Origin of the sequence: Mesorhizobium sp. BR1-1-13 (assembly GCF_020165515.1) — a bacterium.
In the GTDB taxonomy this organism is placed as follows: domain Bacteria; phylum Pseudomonadota; class Alphaproteobacteria; order Rhizobiales; family Rhizobiaceae; genus Mesorhizobium.
On record NZ_JAIUIH010000001.1, the window covers coordinates 206,829 to 228,361 of the forward strand.

18 protein-coding genes and 1 pseudogene are annotated in these 21,533 nt (G+C 64.9%); 2 read left to right on the forward strand and 17 right to left on the reverse strand.

The features are described from left to right. Positions 1-6 precede the first annotated feature (6 nt). The 7 genes and pseudogenes from LB533_RS01090 to LB533_RS01120 all read right to left on the reverse strand — a co-directional run bounded on the left by LB533_RS01090 (position 7) and on the right by LB533_RS01120 (position 8,330). Entirely contained in the window at positions 7-735 is a 729-nt protein-coding gene (locus tag LB533_RS01090) for an ABC transporter ATP-binding protein (protein WP_140493077.1), read from the reverse strand. Beyond that, complete coding sequence (locus LB533_RS01095; RefSeq protein WP_140641255.1) at positions 735-2,237, reverse strand: ATP-binding cassette domain-containing protein; 1,503 nt, start codon at positions 2,235-2,237, stop codon at positions 735-737. Before LB533_RS01095 ends, LB533_RS01090 begins: the two co-directional genes overlap by 1 nt. Continuing rightward, positions 2,237-3,748, reverse strand: a pseudogene (gene livM / locus LB533_RS01100) (high-affinity branched-chain amino acid ABC transporter permease LivM); the annotation flags it as partial. The pseudogene livM and the gene LB533_RS01095, both read right to left, overlap by 1 nt. 91 nt (positions 3,749-3,839) lie before the next feature. Further along, positions 3,840-4,742, reverse strand: a complete 903-nt coding sequence (locus LB533_RS01105; RefSeq protein WP_140493067.1) for a branched-chain amino acid ABC transporter permease — start codon at positions 4,740-4,742, stop codon at positions 3,840-3,842. A 335-nt stretch (positions 4,743-5,077) separates the two neighbouring features. After that, entirely contained in the window at positions 5,078-6,079 is a 1,002-nt protein-coding gene (locus LB533_RS01110) for a 4-hydroxyproline epimerase (protein WP_224556307.1), read from the reverse strand. 16 nt (positions 6,080-6,095) lie between these two features. After that, on the reverse strand, positions 6,096-7,388 hold the full coding sequence (locus tag LB533_RS01115) for an NAD(P)/FAD-dependent oxidoreductase (protein WP_181169422.1): 1,293 nt from the start codon (positions 7,386-7,388) through the stop codon (positions 6,096-6,098). A 48-nt stretch (positions 7,389-7,436) separates the two neighbouring features. Continuing rightward, positions 7,437-8,330: a dihydrodipicolinate synthase family protein gene (locus LB533_RS01120; RefSeq protein ID WP_140641247.1), complete on the reverse strand. Its 894-nt coding sequence runs from the start codon at positions 8,328-8,330 to the stop codon at positions 7,437-7,439. Between the two features lie 116 nt (positions 8,331-8,446). Here LB533_RS01120 and LB533_RS01125 point away from each other — a divergent pair, with 116 nt between their 5' ends. After that, entirely contained in the window at positions 8,447-9,091 is a 645-nt protein-coding gene (locus tag LB533_RS01125) for a GntR family transcriptional regulator (RefSeq protein WP_224556308.1), read from the forward strand. A gap of 84 nt (positions 9,092-9,175) precedes the next feature. On the opposite strand, the gene LB533_RS01130 is transcribed toward LB533_RS01125, so the two are convergent. Next, a complete protein-coding gene (locus tag LB533_RS01130; RefSeq protein ID WP_140641243.1) occupies positions 9,176-9,472 on the reverse strand; it encodes a hypothetical protein in 297 nt (98 codons plus the stop codon). Between the two features lie 582 nt (positions 9,473-10,054). Continuing rightward, positions 10,055-11,551 (reverse strand): CoA-acylating methylmalonate-semialdehyde dehydrogenase, encoded by a 1,497-nt coding sequence (locus LB533_RS01135; RefSeq protein ID WP_140641241.1) that lies wholly within the window; start codon positions 11,549-11,551, stop codon positions 10,055-10,057. 221 nt (positions 11,552-11,772) lie between these two features. Between LB533_RS01135 and LB533_RS01140 the strand changes: the two genes are divergently transcribed. Continuing rightward, positions 11,773-12,654 carry a LysR family transcriptional regulator gene (locus tag LB533_RS01140; RefSeq protein ID WP_140550806.1) on the forward strand — a complete coding sequence of 294 codons (882 nt, stop codon included), beginning with the start codon at positions 11,773-11,775 and terminating at the stop codon, positions 12,652-12,654. Between the two features lie 237 nt (positions 12,655-12,891). Here the strand turns inward: LB533_RS01140 and LB533_RS01145 are convergent, their stop codons facing one another. From LB533_RS01145 to LB533_RS01180, 8 genes are all read right to left on the reverse strand, one after another. Next, positions 12,892-14,148 carry a D-amino acid dehydrogenase gene (locus LB533_RS01145; RefSeq protein WP_140566787.1) on the reverse strand — a complete coding sequence of 419 codons (1,257 nt, stop codon included), beginning with the start codon at positions 14,146-14,148 and terminating at the stop codon, positions 12,892-12,894. Between the two features lie 124 nt (positions 14,149-14,272). Further along, positions 14,273-14,815 carry a nucleoside-diphosphate kinase gene (locus tag LB533_RS01150; protein WP_140641239.1) on the reverse strand — a complete coding sequence of 181 codons (543 nt, stop codon included), beginning with the start codon at positions 14,813-14,815 and terminating at the stop codon, positions 14,273-14,275. A 14-nt stretch (positions 14,816-14,829) separates the two neighbouring features. Then, a complete protein-coding gene (gene rnk / locus LB533_RS01155) occupies positions 14,830-15,252 on the reverse strand; it encodes a nucleoside diphosphate kinase regulator (protein ID WP_140641237.1) in 423 nt (140 codons plus the stop codon). Between the two features lie 275 nt (positions 15,253-15,527). Next, complete coding sequence (gene alr, locus LB533_RS01160) at positions 15,528-16,667, reverse strand: alanine racemase (RefSeq protein WP_224676472.1); 1,140 nt, start codon at positions 16,665-16,667, stop codon at positions 15,528-15,530. A 91-nt stretch (positions 16,668-16,758) separates the two neighbouring features. Then, positions 16,759-17,280 (reverse strand): RNA pyrophosphohydrolase, encoded by a 522-nt coding sequence (locus LB533_RS01165; RefSeq protein WP_140641456.1) that lies wholly within the window; start codon positions 17,278-17,280, stop codon positions 16,759-16,761. 30 nt (positions 17,281-17,310) lie between these two features. Continuing rightward, the gene (locus LB533_RS01170) at positions 17,311-18,486 is read right to left on the reverse strand and encodes a divergent polysaccharide deacetylase family protein (protein WP_140641232.1); all 1,176 of its coding nucleotides are present in this window, start codon (positions 18,484-18,486) and stop codon (positions 17,311-17,313) included. Between the two features lie 198 nt (positions 18,487-18,684). Beyond that, the gene (locus LB533_RS01175; RefSeq protein WP_181168618.1) at positions 18,685-20,016 is read right to left on the reverse strand and encodes a S41 family peptidase; all 1,332 of its coding nucleotides are present in this window, start codon (positions 20,014-20,016) and stop codon (positions 18,685-18,687) included. Between the two features lies 1 nt (position 20,017). Next, positions 20,018-21,367: a murein hydrolase activator EnvC family protein gene (locus LB533_RS01180; RefSeq protein ID WP_140641230.1), complete on the reverse strand. Its 1,350-nt coding sequence runs from the start codon at positions 21,365-21,367 to the stop codon at positions 20,018-20,020. Positions 21,368-21,533: the final 166 nt, after the last annotated feature.

The following is a 21,533-nucleotide window of genomic DNA, read 5'->3' on the forward strand; positions in this document are numbered from 1 at the left end:
CTGAACTCAGTGATGGCCGCCTTCGAGATAGGCGGCGCGCACTTCCGGATTGGCGAGCAGTTCCTTGCCGGTGCCGCTCATGGTCACATTGCCGTTGACCATGACATAGCCGCGCGTCGCGAGTTTGAGCGCGCCGAAGGCGTTCTGCTCGACCAGGAACACGGTCAGACCCTGCGTGCGGTTCAGCTCGCGAATGGCATCGAAGATCTGTTTGACGATCAACGGCGCAAGACCGAGCGACGGCTCGTCGAGAAGAAGCAGCTTCGGCCGCGCCATCAGCGCGCGCCCGATCGACAGCATCTGCTGCTCGCCGCCCGACAGAGTGCCGCCGCGCTGGGCGATGCGCTCCTTCAGGCGCGGGAACAGCGCGAACACCTTCTCGACGTCCTCGTCATAGTGCTTGAGGTTGTCGAGGCTGGCGCCCATCTGCAGGTTTTCCATCACCGTCATGCGCGGGAAGATGCGGCGGCCTTCCGGCGACTGGGCGATGCGCAAGCGCGCGATCTCGTGCGTCGGCAATTGGGTGATGTCGGCGCCGGCGAAGGTGATGGTGCCCGCGCGGGCGCGCGGCGCTCCAAAAATGGTCATCATCAGCGTCGATTTGCCGGCGCCGTTGGCGCCGATCAGCGCCACGATCTCGCCCTCGTTGACGGTGACGTCGACGCCGTTCAGCGCGCGGATGTTGCCGTAATAGGTTTGCACGCCCTTGATATCGAGCAGAGTCTTCCCGGCCATCACTTGCCCCCTCCGCGCTTGGCCCGAACGGGCTTGCCCGCTCCTGTCGCGGGCTTTGCTGCCTGCTTACCGGAAGCATGGCTCGTCGCCACCTTGCCGGCGTCGACGCGGCGCGAGAATTCCGTATCCTTGCCCTGGCTAAGCAGCCTGGCCTGCTTGACCCATTCTTCGCGGGCGATGCGTCCGTCAAAGGCGAGATACGCTTCGACGGCCTCGACATCGGCCTTCTTCCAGGCGCCGATCTGGTCGAAGTGGAAGATGCCGTGTTCGTTGAGCTTCTTCTCGTTGACCGCGCCGATCCCCTTGATGCGGGTGAGATTGTCGGCTTTGCCGCCGCGGGGTGCCGCGAGGCGGTTCGAGATCCCGGCGGCCTTCGCGGCCGGCGTCTTGGCCCCTGTCTTGACGGCCGCTTTGGCGGCCGGCTTCGCAGCCGGTTTGGCCCGCGAAGCAGGTGTTGGCGCGACAGCCTTGCTTGCAACGCTCGCCGCCCGCGCATCGACCTGCGCCGCCTTCGAGGCGCCCTTCGATACCGTGATGCGCTCGCCTTCGCTGTGGCCGACCGTGTCGCTCACCGGGCCGGCGAGATAGGACGACGATGTTCCCGGACCATGCGCGGCATCGGGACCGGTATCGAGTTGCTCGATGACGTCCTCGTCACCGACTTCGGTCAGCACGGTTTCGACCTCCTCGTCGTCGACGCCGAGATAGGCGGCGATGACGCGCGGATCGGTGCGCACCGACTGCGGATTGCCGTCGGAGATCTTGCGGCCGTATTCCAGCACCACGACGTGATCGGAGATCTGCATGACCACCGACATGTCGTGCTCGATCAGCAGGATCGAGGTGCCGGTGTTGTTCTTGATGTCCATCAGCAGGTCGTTGAGCGCGGCCGATTCCTTTGGATTGAGGCCGGCGGCGGGCTCGTCGAGGCACAAAAGCTCGGGGCCGGTGCACATGGCGCGCGCGATCTCGAGGCGCCGCTGCGCGCCATAGGGCAGGTCGCCGGCCGGATCGTCGGCGCGGTCGACCAGATCGGCCTTTTCCAGCCAGTGCTTGGCGAGTTCGACGGATTCGGCCGAGGCCTTGCGGTAACCGCTGAAGCCGAACAGGCCGAGCACCGTATAGCCCGAAGCCTTCATCAGCTTGTTGTGCTGGGCGACGAGCAGGTTCTCGAGCAGCGTCATGCCCGAGAACAGGCGGATGTTCTGGAAGGTGCGCGCCACCTTGGCGCGCGCCGGGATCTCATGGTTGGGCAGCCGTTCGAGCAGGTAGCTCGAGCCGTCCTGCCGGGTGAGCGTGATCATGCCTTCCGACGGCTTGTAGAAGCCGGTGATGCAGTTGAACACGGTGGTCTTGCCGGCGCCGTTGGGCCCGATCAGCGCCGTGATCTCGCCGCGCCTGGCGGTGAAGGACAGGTCACCGATCGCGACCAGGCCGCCGAACTTCATCGACAGGTGTTCGACCTTCAGGATGGCGTCGTTCATGGAGGGGTTCGCGTTCATCAGCCGTGCCCCTCCTTGGTGAAGGAACTGGAGACAGCCCTTCGCTCCTTGAGGAAGGCGGTCGGCTCACGGCTGCCGACAAAGCCGCGCGGCTTCCACAGCATGACGATCACCATGGCCATGCCGAACAGCAGCATACGGTAGAGTTCCGGCGTGAAGTCGGGTCCGAAGACCTGCTTGAGGAAGTCGAGTTCGCGCAGCACCTCGGTGCCGCCGATCATGACCAGAGCCGCAACGGCAATGCCGACCAGCGATCCCATGCCGCCAAGCACGACGATGGCCAGGATGATGGCCGATTCCAGGAAGACGAAGGATTCGGGGCTCACGAAGCCTTGCCGGGCGGCGAAGAACGAGCCGGCAAAACCGCCGAACATGGCGCCGGTGGCAAAGGCCGTCAGCTTGGTGGTCGTGGTGTTGATGCCGAGCGAGCGGCAGGCGATCTCGTCCTCGCGCAAGGCTTCCCAGGCGCGGCCGACCGGCATGCGCCTCAGCCTGATCGTGACGAAAGCCGTGAGCAGCGCCAGCCCCAGGATCAGGTAATAGAGGAAGATCTTGTAATAGGCGCTCGACGTCGCAATGTTCAGCACCTTGCCGATGTAGTTCGGGTCCGAGACGTTGAAGCTCATCAGGCCGAAGAAGGTGACCTTCGGGATGCCGGAAATGCCTGCCGAGCCGTTGGTCACCTCGCGCCAGTTGATGATCACCAGCCGGATGATCTCGCCGAAGGCAAGCGTCACGATGGCCAGGTAGTCGCCGCGCAGGCGCAGCACCGGAAAGCCGAGCAGCACGCCCCAGAAGGCGGCCATGGCGCCTGCGGCCGGCAGGAGGATCCAGAAGGAGAGGCCGTACTGCGTGCCGAGCAGCGCATAGGCATAGGCGCCGACCGCATAGAAGGCGACATAGCCGAGGTCGAGCAGGCCGGCCAGGCCGACGACGATGTTCAGCCCCCAGGCCAGCATGACATAGATCAGGATCTGGATGCCGAAATTGTCGACCCATTTCAGCGACCCTTGCAGCCCGCCGACGAGCGACCACGACATCAGCGACAGCATGCCCACGACAATGATCGGATAGAGCACCAGTGCGGCAATGCCGAGTTTTGTGAAGTTGGCATGGATGAAGCCGCGGAAATAATAGATCACGCAGGCCAGCGCGTAGATGACCGCCAGGGCACGCAGGAATTGCAGATAGCCGGCCGGCTCCGCCCCTACCCAGCCGGCGAGAGACCTGCTGAAGACGAACAGCAGCGCTGCGACGATGACGGCGATGATGAAGGCTGGAAAGAGGAAGAAGCGCGACGCCACGCTGGCCGGCAGCAAACCGGTGGCGACGTCGGCGATCTTCTGGTTGGCCAAAAAGGGCTGGCCGTAGGCGACATAGAGGAAGCGTCCGACGGCCGTGGCGATGACCACTGCGGCGAGCAGGCCCCAGCGCTGCACCAGGATCAGCTCGTTGGAGATGTTCTGGTCGGTCTTGAGCCCGATGAACAGCACGAACAGGCCGAGCGCGATGGCACCGGCATAGAAGGCCTCGCGCAAGGCGCGCTGCATGGGCGTGGCGGCGACGGTGTCGCGCTCGGGAGATACGGTGACGGCCATGATCTCAGACCTTTTCGACTTCTGGCCGGCCGAGAATGCCGGAAGGCAGGAAGATCAGTACGATGGCCAGGATCGAGAAGGCGGCGACATCCTTGTAGTCGATCGAGAAATAGGCCGACCACATGCTCTCGATGAAGCCGATCAAAAGGCCGCCCAGGACCGCGCCCGGCAACGAACCGATGCCGCCCAGCACCGCTGCGGTGAATGCCTTCACGCCGGGCACGAAGCCGTCCGAGAAGGCGATGACGCCGTAATACATCAGGAACAGCGTGCCGGCGACGGCGGCAAGTGCGGCGCCCATGATGAAGGTGATCGAGATGGTGCGGTCGACATCGATGCCGAGCAGCGCCGCCATCTTGCGGTCCTGCTCGCAGGCGCGCTGCGCCCGGCCAAGCGAGGTCTTGTTGACCAGGTACCAGAACAACACCAAGAGCAGCGCGGTGACGACGACGATGATGATCTGCTTCAGCGACACGCTGATGCCTTCGATGTTGTAGACCTTCGACACCATCGGCGGGATCGGCTTGTTGCGCGGGCCTTGCGTCACCTGCACGAAATTCGACAGCGCGATCGACATGCCGATGGCGGTGATCAGCGGCGCCAGCCGGAACGAGCCGCGCAGCGGCCGGTAGGCCACCTTCTCGATCGTCCAGTTGTAGAGGCTGGTCAGCAGCATCGCCACGATCATCATCACCAGCAGCGCGATGACCACGGGAACCGAATAGAACAGGGCACCCAGGATGAGGAAAACGATCAGCGCCGTGAAAGCGCCCACCATGAAGATATCGCCATGAGCAAAGTTGATCATGCCGATAATGCCGTAGACCATCGTGTAGCCGATCGCGATCAGCCCATAGATCGATCCCAGCGTCAGCCCATTGATAAGCTGCTGGACAAAATACTGCATGTGTACATGGCTCCCCTGGAATGTCGCCCATGCAGACGCATTCCTTTTCGTATTTCCCCTAGTCGTAAAGTTTCGAGGCGGGATTGCAACGTCATTTTTTGATCGTCATGCGTGTTTCCGACTACACGCCGTTCGATTGCCCGTTCTTTCGCACCCGCCCCCTGGACTATCGCGGACCCTATCATTGGCATAACGCAATGTCTTTGACGATTAAGCGTCATCATGCGCTCCATTTCGAAGAAATCGCCGTCAAAATAAGTTGATGAGACGATTTGTTGCGCTCGTGACAGCAATCCTTTTTGTCCTTCCCGACCTTCCGCAGCGTGATGAATCGACTATTTGACGACGAAGCCGTGTGCGAACGGATCGCGGTCATCGATGAAGATCGTGTTGTGCCCGGTCATGCGCGCCCAGCCGCCGATCGAGGGAATAATCGCCGGCTTGCCGGCGACCGTGACGTCCTTTTCAACCTTGCCCTTGAACAGCGAGCCGATGATCGATTCATGGACGAACGCATCGCCGGCCTTGAGCTTGCCCTTGGCGTGGAGCTGCGCCATGCGCGCCGAGGTGCCCGTGCCGCACGGTGAGCGGTCGATCGCCTTGTCGCCGTAGAAGACCGCGTTGCGCGCGTCCGCACCCGCCACCGTCGGCTCGCCGATCCACAACATGTGCGACAGCCGGTTGATGCCCGGATTCTCCGGATGCACGAAAGAGTATTTCTCGTTGAGCCGCTGCCGCACCACCGGGCTCCAGGCGATGAGGTCGCCCGCCGAATGGTCTGCCATGTCGCGATAGTTTTTCTGCGGCTCGACGATGGCGTAGAAATTGCCGCCATAGGCGACGTCGACGACGATCTCGCCGAGCCCGGGGCATTCGACCGTCAGGCCCTCGGCATGAAGGAAGGAGGGCACGTTGGTGATGCGCACCTCCTCGACATATTCGCCGACCTGTTTGTATTCGGCGATGACCAGGCCGGCCGGTGTGTCGAGCCTGAGCACGCCGGGCGTCTTAGGCTTGATCAGCCCGTGCTCGATGGCCATCGTCACCGTGCCGATGGTGCCGTGGCCGCACATTGGCAGGCAGCCCGAGGTCTCGATGAACAGGATGGCGATGTCGCAATCCTCGCGCGTCGGCGGGTAGAGGATCGAGCCGGACATCACATCGTGGCCGCGCGGCTCGAACATCAGGCCGGTGCGGATCCAGTCATATTCGGCCAGGAAATGCGCGCGCCGCTCCATCATCGTCGAACCCTGGAGCAGCGGGCCGCCGCCGGCGACCAGCCGCACCGGGTTGCCGCAGGTGTGGCCGTCGATGCAGAAGAAGGAATTCCTGGCCATGACGCTCCTCGAAAATTCAAAACCGTTGTGGACTGAAGGGGGCCACGTCGATCGGCGGAGTCTGCCCCAGGACAAGCTCGCGGATCAACCGTCCCGTCGCAGCAGCCTGGGTCAGGCCAAGATGGCCGTGGCCGAAAGCGTAGACCACCGGCCGGCTTCCCGATGCGCGGCCGACGACAGGCAATGAATCCGGCAGCGAGGGACGAAACCCCATCCATTCGCGTCCGCCCGAAGGATCGAGGCCCGGCAGGAAGTCTTGAGCCTTGCGCAGCAGCGCCTTCGAGCGCGCGTAGTTGGGCGGCCGCTCGATGCCGCCGAGCTCGACCGCGCCGCCGATGCGCAGGCCCGTGTCGAGCGGCGTGATGACGAAGCCTTGGCCGGAGAAGATCAGCATCCGCTTCACCTCGAAGGCGGTCTTTGGCAACGTCGTGTTGTAGCCGCGCTCGGTTTCGAGCGGAATGCGATCGCCGAGCTGCCGCGCCAGCAGATGCGACCAGGCACCGGCGGTGATGACCAGGTGCCGGGCTTGCCGCGTCGTACCGTCGGCCAGCCTCAACGTCGCGCCGTTCCCGTCCGCGGCGACGCCGGCGACGCCGGCCTTCTCAAACCGCGCGCCCTTGGATTGCGCATACTCCCAGATCGCCTTGCCGAGCAGTTTTGGATCGGCGACCGTCTTCCAGCCCGGCACGAACGTGCCCTTGCCGAAACGCGGTGACAGGCCGGGCTGCAGCTCCGCCAGCTCCTCGCCGCCGACATGGCGGAAGCCGATGCCGAAGCGCTGGCGCGCCGCCCAGCCGGACAGCGAAGCCTGGAATTCGGCCTCGCTTTCATAGAGTTCGAGCGAACCGTCCTCGCGCAGCATCCGCCTGGTGCCGGAGCGGTCGAGCAGATCAATCCATTCGGCCTCGGCGAGCGCCATCATTGCGGCCTGCGCCGCCAGGCCAGCCTCGTAGTGCTTCGCCGAGCCGGCACGCCAGAAGCGGATCAGCCAGGGCAGCAGCTTCGGCAGGTAGGCGGGCGGGATGGCGAGCGGGCCGAGCGGATCGGCCAGCCATTTCGGCAATTGCCGGATCATGCCCTTGTGCGCCAGTGGCAGCACGTCCGAAAAGGCGAAGGCCGCGGCATTGCCGGAGCTCGTCTCCTCGCAGATGCCGGTGCGGTCGTAGACCGTGACGTTTCGCCCCGCCTCGGCAAGAAACGCCGCCGCGCAGATGCCGATGATGCCGCCGCCGACGATGGCGATATCCATTCCTTCTCCCTGTTCACGGGGAGAAGACGCCCGCAGGGCGGGGCGCCGCCGTGCTTCCATCGATTTGGAACTTCCTGTCACGTGGGCGCCGCCTCTCGGAAGAAAGCCTCAGAACGCCGGCAGTATTGGCCGCACCGCCAGTGCGTCCTTGACGACCTTCTCGACCGCCTTGCGGCGCTCGCCCGACAGTGGCTGTCGCGGCATGCGGACGCGGTCGTTGGTTTGAATGGCGAACACCTCGGCAAGCTTGATGTTCTGCACCAGATAGGTCGAGACGTCGAGGTCAAGCAGCGGCCGGAACCAGCGATAGATGGCGAGCGCCTCTTCGCGGCGGCCCTGCTTCATCAGCTGGTAAATCGCCACCGTCTCGCGCGGGAAGGCGGTGACAAGGCCGGCCACCCAGCCGATGGCGCCCACCGACAGCGCCTCGAAAGCAAGGTTGTCGACGCCGGTGAACAGGTCGTAGCGGCCGCCCAGGCGATTGATGATCTCGGTCGAGCGCCTGATGTCGTCGGAGGATTCCTTGATGGCGACGAAGCGCTCGTCCGACGCCAGCTCCTCCATCTGGTCGACGGTAACATCGACGCGGTAGGCGAGCCGGTTGGAATAGATCATGACCGGCAAGTCGCCGGCCTTCGCGACGGCGCGCAGCGCCGCCACCGTCTCTTCCGCATTGGTATGGTAAATCGGGCTGGGCACCACCATCAGGCCGTTGGCGCCTTCTTTGGCGGCGCGGCGGGCGATGCTGGCGGCCTCGCGCGTCCCGGCCTCGTTCACCGTCAGCAGCACCGGTTTCTTGCCAGCCACCTTCTGCGCGGTTTTCAGCACTTCGATTTTCTCGTCATGCGACAGCATCGGCCCTTCGCCGAGCGATCCGCAGACGATGATGCCGTCGCAGCCGGCCTCCATCTGCAAGCCGAAGCAGCGCTCCATCTCGGCATGGTCGAGGCGGTCGTCCGTGGTGAATTTAGTCGTGACGGCTGGGAAAACTCCGGTCCACATGGTCATCGCTCCTCTGATATATCAGGCGTATATCTATTAAGAAAGCCGCTGTCAACACGGATTCCCCTATGATATATGCAAAATATATCAGGAGACCGCCTTTGATATCCATGGAAATGAGCACTGCGTTCGAGCCGGCTGCGACCAAGGCCTACCGCATGCTCGAGCATATGATTGTCACGCTCGAACTGGCGCCGGCGAGTTTCGTCACCGAAGGCGGCCTGATCGAGAAGCTGGCGCTCGGCCGTACGCCGGTGCGCGAGGCGATCCAGAGGCTGGCCTGGGAAGGATTGCTCGACGTGCGGCCACGCGCAGGCATTGCCGTCGCGCCGCTGCACCCCGGCGACTGGCTGCGCGTCATCGATGCGCGCCGCGGCGTCGAGGTGGTGCTGGCCCGCTCTGCGGCGCGCTTCGTCACCCGCGACGCAGCCGACCTCTTCCACGATGCCGCGCTTGCCATGCAGAAGGCTGTCATCTCCGGCGACGTGCTTGCCTTCATCCAGGCAGACAAGATGCTGGACGAGGCGCTGGCACGGGCTGCCGACAATCCGTTCGCGGCCAGGCTGGCCGCCCCGCTGCAGACCCACAGCCGCCGCTTCTGGTTCCGCTACAAGGCCGATACCGGCCTGGCGGAATCGGCCGAGCATCACGTCGCGCTGATCCGCTCGATTGTCGACGGTGACGAGGAAGCCGCCGCAAAGGATGCCAAGCGGCTGATGGCATTGCTACGCGGCCATGCCGAGGCGGCCGCCACACGTTGAAGTATGCCGCCGACACCGACCTCGGTTCGGGACAGTGCATGCCCAAGACTACGCGTAGGCTGAACCGCTTCGACGCGATGCGGCTCACGCTCCTGGCAAGGCCGCCTTGATCGTCGGGCTGTCCCAGCCCTCGCCCACGGACAGGATGCAACTCTGGCCCTTGGTGTCGGAGGCGAGGACGGTCCAACTGCCCTGTTCGGAAACGAACACCTCAAGCACCACATTGGGATTGATCAGGCCACGCCCGGCCTCGCTTTCGTGGAAATTCTCGCCGAGCGCTTTGACGATGTCGGCGCGTGCCGCACATTGGCCGGCTGCATGCGCCGGGCCTACCGAGAGCGCCGCAACGGCGCACAGCGTTAGCATGAGACGTTGTGTCATCGGACACCTCCTTACGCCCGACGATGCAATGCTAACGGTCAGCCGTCGGCGCCTTGGTTGGCTGCCATGCCTCCTCACGGCAGGATTGCAGCCCTAAGTCTCCGCGCCCCTCGCTGGTTCCATCACATTGATGTTTGCAATGAAAAAGGCGCGAGTCCGGGGACTCGGGCCTTGAGCGTCGATTTTCTTGTCCGGTCCGTTCATCGTCGAAATAACGAACTCGGCCCCGGCCTTGGTGCCTGCCCGCGCGCCCGCAGCCGAAGGCGAGGACGCGCAATCGGACAAGCGTCCGGCTAGTTCATCGTCGGGATGACGAACTCGGCCCCGTCCTTAATGCCGGCCCGCGCCCGCAGCCGAAGGCGAGGACGCGCAAGCAGGAAACCGTCCGGTCAGTTCATCGTCGGGATGACGAACTCGGCCCCGTCCTTGATGCCGGCCCGCGCCCGCAGCCGAAGGCGAGGACGCGCAAGCAGGAAACCGTCCGGTCAGTTCATCGTCGGATGACGAACTCGGCCCCGTCCTTGGTGCCTGCCCGCGCGCCCGCAGCCGAAGGCGAGGACGCGCAGTCGGACAAGCGTCCGGCTAGTTCATCGTCGGGATGACGAACTCGGCCCCGTCCTTGATGCCGGACGGCCAGCGCGAGGTGACCGTCTTGGTCTTGGTATAGAAGCGGAACGCGTCCGGACCGTGCTGGTTGAGGTCGCCGAAGGACGATGCCTTCCAGCCGCCGAACGTGTAGTAGGCGATCGGCACCGGGATCGGCACGTTGACGCCGACCATGCCGACCTGGACGCGCGAGGCGAAGTCGCGCGCGGCGTCGCCGTCGCGGGTGAAGATGGCGACGCCATTGCCCATCTCGTGGTCGTTGGCGAGCTTGATGGCGTTCTCGTAGGTCGGCGCGCGCACCACCGACAGCACCGGCCCGAAGATCTCTTCCTTGTAGATGCGCATGTCCGACGTGACGTTGTCGAACAGGCAGCCGCCCATATAGTAGCCGTTTTCATAGCCCTGCATCTTGAAGCCGCGGCCGTCGACGACCAGCTTGGCGCCTTCCTTGACGCCGGTGTCGACATAGCCCTTGACCCGCTCCAGCGCCTGGGCGGTGACCAGCGGGCCGAAATCGGCGGCGGAATCTGTCGAGGGCCCGACCTTCAGGCTTTCGACGCGCGGCACCAGCTTTTCCATCAGCCGGTTGGCGGTGTCGTTGCCGACCGGAACGGCCACCGAGATCGCCATGCAGCGCTCGCCGGCCGAGCCGTAGCCGGCGCCGATCAGCGCATCGACGGTCTGGTCCATGTCGGCGTCGGGCATGATGATCATGTGGTTCTTGGCGCCGCCGAAGCACTGCACGCGCTTGCCCGACGCGGTGCCGCGCGAATAGATGTAGTGAGCGATCGGTGTCGAGCCGACGAAGCCGATGGCCTTGATGTCGGGATCGTCAAGGATGGCGTCGACGACTTCCTTGTCGCCGTTGACGACGTTGAGGATACCGGCAGGCAGGCCCGCCTCGATGAACAGCTCGGCGATGCGGATCGGCACGCCCGGGTCGCGTTCGGAGGGCTTCAGGATGAAGGCGTTGCCGCAGGCGATCGCAGGCGCGATCTTCCACAGCGGGATCATCGCCGGAAAGTTGAACGGCGTGATGCCGGCGACGACGCCGAGCGGCTGGCGCATCGAATAGACGTCGATGCCGGGGCCGGCACCGTCGGTGAATTCGCCCTTCATCATGTGCGGCGCGCCGATGCAGACCTCGACCACTTCGAGGCCGCGCTGGATGTCGCCTCTGGCATCGGCGATCGTCTTGCCGTGCTCGCGCGCCAGGATGTCGGCCAGTTCGTCATAGTCGCGGGCGACCAGTTCAAGGAACTTCATCAGGACGCGTACGCGGCGCTGCGGGTTGGTCGCGGCCCATTTCGGCTGCGCCGCCTTGGCGTTCTCGACCGCCGCGCGCAGTTCCGCCTGCGAGGCCAGCGCCACCGTGCCGCGCACGGAGCCGTCCATCGGCTGCATCACGTCCTGCTTGCGGCCGCTGGTGCCGGCGACACGCTTGCCGCCGATGAAATGACCGTATTCGATCATGATATCTCTCCCTGTGTTTATGATGGTGCATTGTCCGCCTTTGGCACGCGGATGGCAACGCGAGGGAGAACGCAACCGTTGTGCGGAAATGGACAGCGGTTGACGGGAGAGCATCAATTCTCGCAAATGGGAGGGGTCACAAAGACGACGTCCAAGGATTGGCAGGTTGAGTTCCTTCACCACAGAACGCGACATTGGAAATTGTCATCCGGACCATCCCCATGAACTGGGATGACGTCCGCATCTTTCTGGCCGTTGCGCGCGCCGGGCAAATCCTTGGCGCGGCGAAGCGCCTGGAGCTCAACCACGCCACCGTCTCCCGCCGCATCGCCGCGCTCGAGGACGCACTGCGCACGAAACTCTTTCGCCGGCTGACCACCGGTAGTGAGCTGACGCCCGCCGGCGAGCGGTTCCTCGACATCGCCGAGCGCATGGAGGGCGATATGATCGCCGCCCGCTCGACAATATCGGGCGAAGGCGACGACGTTTCGGGCACGGTGCGGATCGGCGCGCCGGACGGGTTTGGCGTCGCGTTTCTCGCCCGGCGCCTCGGCGCACTGACCGCGCTGCACCGTGAATTGACGATTCAGCTCGTACCGGTGCCGCGCTCCTTCTCCCTGTCTCGCCGCGAGGCCGACATTGCCATCACCGTCGAGCGGCCGACCGAGGGCCGGCTGGTAGCGGGCAAGCTGGTCGACTACTCGCTCGGCCTGTTTGCCTCACGTGCCTATGCTGAGGCCCACGGCCTGCCCCAGACCGCTGCCGAACTGGGACGGCACACATTGATCGGCTATGTGCCGGACCTCATCGTCAGCCCATCGCTCGACTACGCCGCCGAATTCAGCGCGGACTGGCGCACCAGCTTCGCCATTTCCTCCGCGCTCGGGCAGGCCGAAGCGGTGCGGTCGGGGGCCGGCATCGGCATCCTGCACACTTTCGTCGCCCGCTCGATGCCGGAACTGGTGGCCGTCGACGTGGTGGCGCCCATCCGCCGTGCCTACTGGCTGGTTTATCACGAATCGGTCAGGCCGCTGCGCCGCGTCCAGATCGTTGCCTCCTTCATTACAAAGGCGGTGGAGCGGGAGAGAAATCTTTTCGTCTGACGCATGTTGGCCATCGCAGCTTCTTCCACGACTCGGAGAACGGCGTGATGGTGCTCGACCCGCCTTCTACGCCAGGATGAAACCGATTTATGACGAGTATCTCGCCCAGTCCAACCCGGTCGCCACCGACGTGACGATTCCGTGGGCTTACCGGCTGCTGTTCGACGAGGGCTGGGTGAAACAGGCGTTCTGACGCGATATCCGCTGGCCGCGCCCGCCGATGGCGAGCGAGCGGCTCTATTTCAGATAACGCTCCTGTGCCAGCGCGCGGGCGTCGATATCGGGCACTTTGTTCGAGATGATGTCGGCCAGCACCTTGGCCGAGCCGCAGGCCATGGTCCAGCCGAGCGTTCCATGGCCGGTGTTGAGGTAGAGATTGGAAAGCTCCGTGCGCCCGATCAGCGGCGGCCCGTCCGGCGTCATCGGTCGCAGCCCGCACCAGAACGTCGCCTCCCGCATGGCCCCGGCTCCCGGGAACAGGTCGCCGACCGAGTGTTCGAGCGTGCGCCGTCGCGATTCGTGCAGCCTGAGATCGAAGCCGGAAATCTCGGCCGTGCCGCCGACGCGGATGCGATCGCCGAGCCTCGTGATCGCGACCTTGTAGGTTTCATCCATCACCGTCGACACCGGTGCGGCGGCGGCATCCTTGATCGGCACCGTGATCGAATAGCCCTTGACCGGATAGACCGGAATCGGCCGCTTCATCCGGCGCATGAAGTCCGCCGAATAGCTGCCCAGCGCCATCACATAGGCGTCGGCGGTCAGCCAGCCCTTGCTGGTGCTCATATTGTTGACGCGGTTGCGGCTGCGGATGACGCGCCATATCGTCGTGTCGTATTCGAACTTGACCCCGCGTGCCACGCAAAGCTCGGCCAGCCTGTCGGTGAACATCTTGCAGTCACCGGTCTCGTCGCCCGGCAGCCTCAGGCCGCCGACGAATTTTTCGCGCACCGCGGCCAGAGCCGGTTCCGCCGCGATGCAGCCGTCCTGGTCGAGGATTTCGTAGGGCACGCCATATCTCTTCAGCACCTCGACATCGCCTGATGTGCCGTCGAGCTGCTTTTGCGTGCGAAACAGCTGCAGCGTGCCCTGCGTCCGCTCGTCATAGGCTATGCCGGTCGCCTCGCGCAGCGCCTTCAGCGTGTCGCGGCTGTACTCGGCCAGCGGCACCATGCGCGATTTGTTGACCGCGTAGCGTTCGGCGGTGCAGTTGCGCAGCATCTTGACCAGCCACGTCCACATATGCGGATCGAAGGCCGGCCGCACCACCAGCGGACCATGCTTCATCAGCAGCCATTTGATGGCCTTAAGGGGGATACCGGGCCCGGCCCAAGGCGAGGCATAGCCGGGCGAAATCTCGCCGGCATTGGCGAAGCTGGTTTCCAGTCCCGGCCCTTTCTGGCGGTCGATCACGGTCACCTCGTGGCCAGCCTCGGCGAGATAATAGGCCGTGGTCACCCCGATCACGCCACTGCCCAGCACCATGATTTTCATTCATTCACTCCTTGCCGCGCCGAGCGTCCTCAGGACGCCCGTGGACGCGGCCGTATTTTTCGGTTTGCGCATGATCCCAAGCGAAAATCGATGTCGATCTTCGAGACCACGCGCTGTTGCCCATTCACGCCGCCGAGGGACCGGGGTCGTCTTCTTCTGTCTGCCGCATTCCGGCCGTCTCGCCAAGAGGCCGCCAATCGGCTGCGGCACTGTAGACGAGCCTGAGCCCGTGCGGTCGCCGCGCGTCAGCTTGGTCTTTCTGCCTGATCGTGCGCCGGGCAGCTTCCGGCTGGTAGAGCACGGCCTTGATCAGGATCGACTCCCGCCTGCCGTCGGCATGTTCGACCATTGCCGTCTGGCCTTGCGCCATGCCAAGCATGCAGAGCCCGCGCCTCGTTGCGACCGACAGGCTGGAGCCGACCGGCCCGCGCACCTCGTGCTGCACCAGGGTTCGCGTCTCGGCGGGACCGGCATCGACGCCGAACACCACCCTGCTGTTCAGCGTAACGATGTCGGGGCCGACCGAATCGATCGGCACGACATCGGCGCGTGAAAGCTTGTGTTCGAGCATGCGCACGATCGGATCCGCGAATGCCCGCCGGCGCTCCAGCATGACTTCGAGGACGGCGAAGTCCTTCGTCGTCAGGCAGCAATTCGTGCTCGTCATCACCGCCTCCGCCATCAAGCTCGTTGCGGGCCGGAAGCCGGCTCATCGACGGCCTCGACGGTCACTGACAGTTCCCGACCGCCACGACCGTTCCAGCAAACCGCCTGCCCAACGCTGGCGCCGATGAGCGCGGTTCCCATCGGCGTCAGCACCGAGATCCGGTTCTCGGCGATGTCGGCCTCACCCGGGTAGACCAGCATGATGCACTGGGCGTCGCCGCTTTCGCCGCGCACGATCACCGTCGAACCCATTCGCACCACACCGGCCGGCATCGCCGCCGCGCTCCTGACGACGGCCCTGTCCATTTCCGAAAGCAGCTCCTCGGCCGTCTCGGGCGCGCGATCGAGCAAAGCCCTCGCCAGGCCCGTCAGCCTGTCATGGTCGGCGTCGCTGATCAGAATATGGCTGTTTGGACGCAGTTCTTTTGCGTGTTGCATGGCAAACCTCATGGATCGGCGCATCGAGCGGATGCGCGCCTGCCGGCGCGCTGGCGGCGGCGTGATGAAAGGCCGGCAGCCGCGAAGGGCTGTTCGACTTGATGGCGATTGTGGATGTATGGATGCCCCGGTACGGACGGACGCCGGAAGGCGGCCGCGCCGGGGCTACGATCCCGCGATCGGGCAGACCCTGAAGAAGGTTTTGATATAAGCGAGCTTGCTCATGTGCCAAAGCTTGCCGAATGGCACCCGCTTGTCAAGCGCGGCCAAACCGCTCAACCGCCCAGATAGCGCCGGTGAAAACGCGTTCCGAGGCTGGCCAGGATTTCATACCCGATGGTGCCGGCATGGTCGGCAGCATCGTCGACGCTCTGTGAGGGCCCTAGCAACTCCACCAGGTCGCCCTCTCCGAGCCGGCCGGGCGGCAAGGCGGAAATGTCGAGAATGATCGAATCCATCGACACGCGCCCGAGGAAAGGCAGGCGCACCGCCTCGAACCATGCGGCCGACGCGGAGCGGCGCAGCCAGCCGTCCGCATAGCCGAATGAAATCGTCGCCAGGCTGAGCGGGCCCTGCGCATGGTAGCTGTGCCCATAGCCGACGCCAGTGCCCTTTTGGACACTGCGCGTCTGCGCCACCTTGGCCTGCAGCCCGACCACGGGTAGCATCGGGTTGGATTCGCCAGGCGTCGGGTTGATGCCGTAGAGGGCGGCACCGGGCCGGGCGAGATCGCAATGATAGGGCGGGCCTAGAAAGATACCGGAGGAGTTGGCAAGCGAGGCCGGCGCCACGGGTAGCATGGCACGCAACCCCTCGAATGCCAGCCTCTGCTGTTCATTGGCCGGGTGGCGCGGTTCATCGGCGCAGGCCAGGTGGCTCATTACATATCTGACGTCGATGCCATCGAAAGCGCCGACATCCCCGGCCACCGCCTCGACCTCGGCTGGCGCCATCCCAAGCCGCGACATGCCGCTGTCGACCTGGACGGCAGCCGGGAGCCGGCGCCCGGCGCGGTGTGCCGCTGCGCGCCAGGCTTCCAACTGTGCGCCACTGTTGATGACGGCGCACAAGCCAGCCGCCACCGCTTCCGGCTCGGAACCCGGCGGCAGCCCGTTCAGCACGTAGATGTCCGGTCCGGCCCCCACCGCCTTGCGCAGCGCGATACCTTCGGACAGCAGCGCCACGAAGAAGATGTCGCAGCCTTCCTTCATCAGCGCCGATGCCACTTGCGCGGCGCCGAGACCGTAGCCGTCGGCCTTGACCACGCCTGCGCAGCGCACGCCATCCAGCCGCGCCTTCAGCCGCCGGTAATTTTCGCGGACCGCGCCAAGGTCGATGGTGAGGATGGCCCCGGCAGCAGCCTCGCTTGTGGCGTCGGCTTCCTCGGGCAGCGATCTTTTGGGGGCGTCGTGCATGGCGGCCCTTCTGTGACGGATGGACATCAATAAGACGGTCGAACCGGGGCGGCAACCGGGGGCGTTTGAACCGGCGCCGCGGCCCGTCCAGCTATGGCACAAGGTGACGGAACGCCGTCACCACGTCTTCATAGACCTTGCGCTTGAACGGCACGATCAGGTCGGGCAGCTCCTGCATCGGCCGCCACGACCATTTGTCGAATTCGGCGGTGTGGCCGCCGGGCGGCGGATTGATCTGGATCTCGCTGGTATCGCCATGGAAGCGGAAAGCGAACCATCGCTGCGTCTGGCCCCGATAGCGCCCCTTGAAGGCGACGCCGACCAGGTTGTCCGGCAGATCATAGTTGATCCAGTCCGGCGCCTCGGCTAGCAGCGAGACGCTGCGCATGCCGGTCTCCTCATAAAGCTCGCGCTCCGCCGCCTGCAGGGGCTCCTCGCCCTTGTCGATGCCGCCTTGCGGCATCTGCCAGAGCTGCGTGGTGCCGGCGAATTCACTGTCCGGCTCGGCGATGCGATGGCCGACCCAGACCAGGCCCTCGTCGTTGAGGATCATCAGCCCGACACAGGGGCGGTAGGGCAGCGTCTCGCGGTCGACCTTCTTCGTCTTCGGCATCATTCAGTCTTTCAAGCTGTTTCCCGGTGGCTAGCCCTTTTGCGGATCGACCGCCACCGCTGAAATCGGCACGATCTCGATGCCGCGTTTCTTGGCCTCGGCCGCCCATGACGACACCGTATCGACCGTCAGGTCGAAAGCGGAGCCGATGCCGACCGCAGTGCCCTTGGCACGGGCGGTCGCCTCCAGGCTGTCCAGTTTCTTCAGGATGGCGCCGCGATCCTGCACGGCGTCGATCGCCGTGTCTCCGGCGACGAAGGGCACGCCGTCCTTCAGCGCCAGATCCGGCGCAAGGCTGCGTGCCGACGAGCCGTCGTCGATATAGGCGAGCCCGCGCTTGCCGAGCTCGGCCATGAACGGCCCCATTGCCGCCGGGTCGGCGGAGAACCGCGCGCCCATATAGTTCATAACACCGGTATAGTTCGTCGTCCGCGACAGCGCCCAGTGCAGGCTCTTCAGGTTCTCTTCGGCGCTCGCCGCCACCGTCAGCGTGTTGCGCCCGGGGTTGACGTTGGGATAGTCGAACGGTTCGAGCGGCACCTGCATGACGATCTCGTGGCCGCTCTGCCGGGCGGCCTGCATCCAGCGGCCGATGCTGTTGCCTTGCGGCGCGAAGGCCAGCGTCACTTCTGCCGGCAGCTTGGCAATGGCCGCCTGGGTGCCGGTCTGTGAAACCGCGAGCCCGCCGATGACGATCGCCACGCGGGCGCCGCGCGCGCCAGACCATGGCCGCGCATAGACATCGAAGGGCCGCCTTCCGTCGGCGGCGCGCATCGGCAAGGGGCCGGCATCGCTGGCCTCGATCAGCGCCCTGTCGGGAATATGCGCGATCTTCAGGTTTTGGCCGATGGTCGACGGATCATGGATGACGATTGCCGCCTTGGGCGGACCATCGCCTTCCTCCGTCTGCACATGGATGATCTGCGGGCCTCCGGGCTTGGCCGGCATTTCCGCCTTTGGCGTCGTGACCGGCGCCAAAGCGGACGGCGCAGCGGTCGGCTCCGGCACCACTTTCGGGGTCGAAACGGCGACTTCCTGGGGCTTGCGGAATGGCTTGTCCCTGAGCGCGATGGCGCCGGAGACGCCGACAATCGCCAGCACGACGAACGCAGCCACGAGCGCACCCGCGCTGACCTTGCCGGCGGTGCGCGGCGGACGGACAGTCAGCCCGAGCGGTCGTTCGATGTCCTTGCCGATATCAGCCAAGCCCTGTCCCCGTCCGCATGGCTTCGAACATGGAACCCTTTCGAAGAGACATGCGCGAATTCTTCATCCCGGCGCACCCCTGGCGCCCTGTATCGAGGGATTCGCCTTGCCCCCGAATCAAACTGCCGGAACCTTTCGGTCCCGGCAGCATCGCATTGCTTCCATCGGGCGGCCAGATCCGTTGTTGGCCGCCACCTGTTACTGGTTGAGGACGGCCTTCTGCGGATTGGGCGGGAAGGACGGATCGGTCTTCTGGCCGCGCAGAAGCTGCTCGGCATAGATGAGCTGGAGATCGTCCTTCGGATCCGGCGGCACATAGGCTGCCGAGCCCGAACCGGTCGAGCTCTCGTCGGCACCCTTGATGTGCCCCTTGAGGTCGGATTCGCCACGCGTCAGGTCCCTGCCCTGCAGTTCCGGCGGCAGCGGCTGGTCGACCTTGATGTCGGGCGTGATGCCTTTGCCCTGGATCGACTTGCCGGACGGCGTGTAATAGAGCGCCGTCGTCAGCCTGAGCGCGCCATTCTCGCCAAGCGGGATGATGGTCTGCACCGAACCCTTGCCGAAGGACTGCGTTCCGACCACCGTGGCGCGGCGCAGGTCCTGCAGCGCGCCGGCGACGATTTCGGACGCACTGGCCGATCCGCCATTGACCAGCACGATCAGCGGCTTGCCGCCGATATCGTCGACCTGCTTGGACTTGGCGTCGAAGCGGGTGACATCCTTCGGATCGCGGCCGCGCGTCGACACGATCTCGCCGCGGTTGAGGAAGGCGTCCGATACGCTTACCGCCTGGTCGAGCAGACCGCCGGGATTGAGGCGCAGATCGAGCACGTAGCCCTTGAGCTTGTCGTTCGGCACCTGCTTCTTGATGGTGTCGATGGCATTCTCGAGGTCGTCATAGGTCTTTTCGGTGAAGGAGGTGATCTTCATGTAGCCGATGTCGTTCTCGACCCGGAACTTGACCGCCTTGACCTTGATGATGTCGCGCACCACCGTCAGCTCGATCGGCTTGTCGGCGCCCTGGCGCAGGATGGTGAGCTTGATCGGCGTGTTGACCAGGCCGCGCATCTTGTCGACCGCATCGTTCAGCGTCAGGCCGCGAACCTCCTCACCGTCGATCTTGGCGATGTAATCGCCGGCCAGCACGCCCGCCTTGGCGGCCGGCGTATCGTCGATCGGCGTGATCACCTTGACCAGGTCGTTCTCCATGGTGACCTCGATGCCGAGGCCGCCGAACTCACCCTTGGTCTGCACGCGCATGTCCTGCGCCTGCTCGGCGTTCATGTACGAGGAGTGCGGGTCGAGCGAGGCAAGCATGCCGTTGATGGCGTTCTCGACCAGCGATTTGTCGTCGGGCGGCGTCACATACTGCGCCCGCACCCGCTCGAAGATATCGCCGAAGATCGCCAGTTGCTTGTAGGTCTCCGACCCCGCAGCGTTCGCTGCCGAGCCGGGCGCGCCATAGACCAGGCTCATGGCGGACGCGCCCATCAGCGCACCGGCAAACAGAAGCGACAGTTTCCGCATCATTTCACGTCCTTCCAGAAAAACGGTCCGCCCACCATGGGGCCGGATCGACGGGTTTTCCATCCTTGCGGAACTCGACATAGAGCTCCGGCGTGGCATTTCCATTCTTCGAAGCCGAGGTGCTTGCCACCCGGGCCTCTCCCATCGCACCGACCGGCTCTCCTGCGAGCACTGATTGGCCGGTGGCGACGCTGATTCTGCTCATCCCCGCCAGGACGACATGATAACCGTCGCCGGCATTCAGGATCAAGAGTTGACCGTAGGAGCGAAACGGCCCCGCATAAAGCACATTCCCATCCGCCGGCGCGGTGACGATGGCGCCCGATTGTGTCGCAACCATGTCCCCGAGCATCACCGCGCCGTTACCGTCTTCGGCGCCGAACCTGCGTTTGATGCGGCCGATGACCGGCAGCGCGATCTGTCCTTGCAGCGCCGAGAAGGGTGCCGCCGCGGCAAGCCGGTTGGCTTCGGGGACCGGCAGCGACGCCGTCATGTCGCCGCCCGCCTTGTCGCCGCCGGCTTGGCCGGCATCCGCGGCCTTTGCGGCATCTGCGGCCTTGCGGTTGCGTTCGGCCTGCGCTTCGAGCGAGGCGATCAATTCCTTCAGGCTGCTGGCCTTGGCCGCGAGCGCCTCGGAATGCTGTCGCTCGGCCGACAACTGCGCCTGCGTGTCGGCTTCGAGCTTCTGCTTGGCTTCCAGCAGCATGCCGAGCCGCTTCTTCTCCGCCGTCTGCTCGCCCACCGCCGCCGTCAGCCGTGCCCGCTCGGCCTCGATCGAGGCCGTCACCCTCGTCTGCTCCTTGAGGTCGGCCAGGAGCCTGTCGGTCTGCTGGCGCAATTCAGGCACCACGGCGCCAAGCAAAATGGCGCTGCGCACCGACGACAGCGCGTCCTCCGGCTTGACCAGGATCGCCGGCGGCGGGTTCAGCCCCATGCGCTGCAATGCGCCCAGCACCTCCGCCAGCACGTCGCGCCGCGCCATCAGCGAGGCGCGGATCTTCTGCTGCTGGGTCTTCAGCCCTTCCAGCTTGGCGCCGATGTCCTCGATGTCCTGGCCAAGCTTCTGCTCGGTCATCGCCGACTGGATCAGCGCGGCGGTGATCGAGGCGTGGTCCTTCTTGACCGCGGCGATGTCGGCGGCCAGCTTGGCCAGCCGCTCGGACGACAGGTTTATCTCCTTGGATATCTGTTCGTATTCGGCACGGCTCTGGTCCGGATCGGGGGCCGTGTCGAGCGTGTTCTCGGCCCACGCGGCATTGAGCGACAGGATGACCACCGCCGCCGCGATACCGCAGCGCGCGCGCCAGGAGCCCGCTGTCGATGAGCCCGTCGTCGATTTCCAGCCTTCAGCCATGCGGGATGGACTCTATCTGCGGCTTCGTTAACGAACCATCAACCATATTAATGCGCATCGCCCAAAACTGTGCAGCGGTTTCGCACACCGGTGAGCAAAATAGGGAAAGCCGGCCCGAAGCCGTGATCTTGCGCGGCATTGGGGCGGAATTCGGTGCGATGCGACC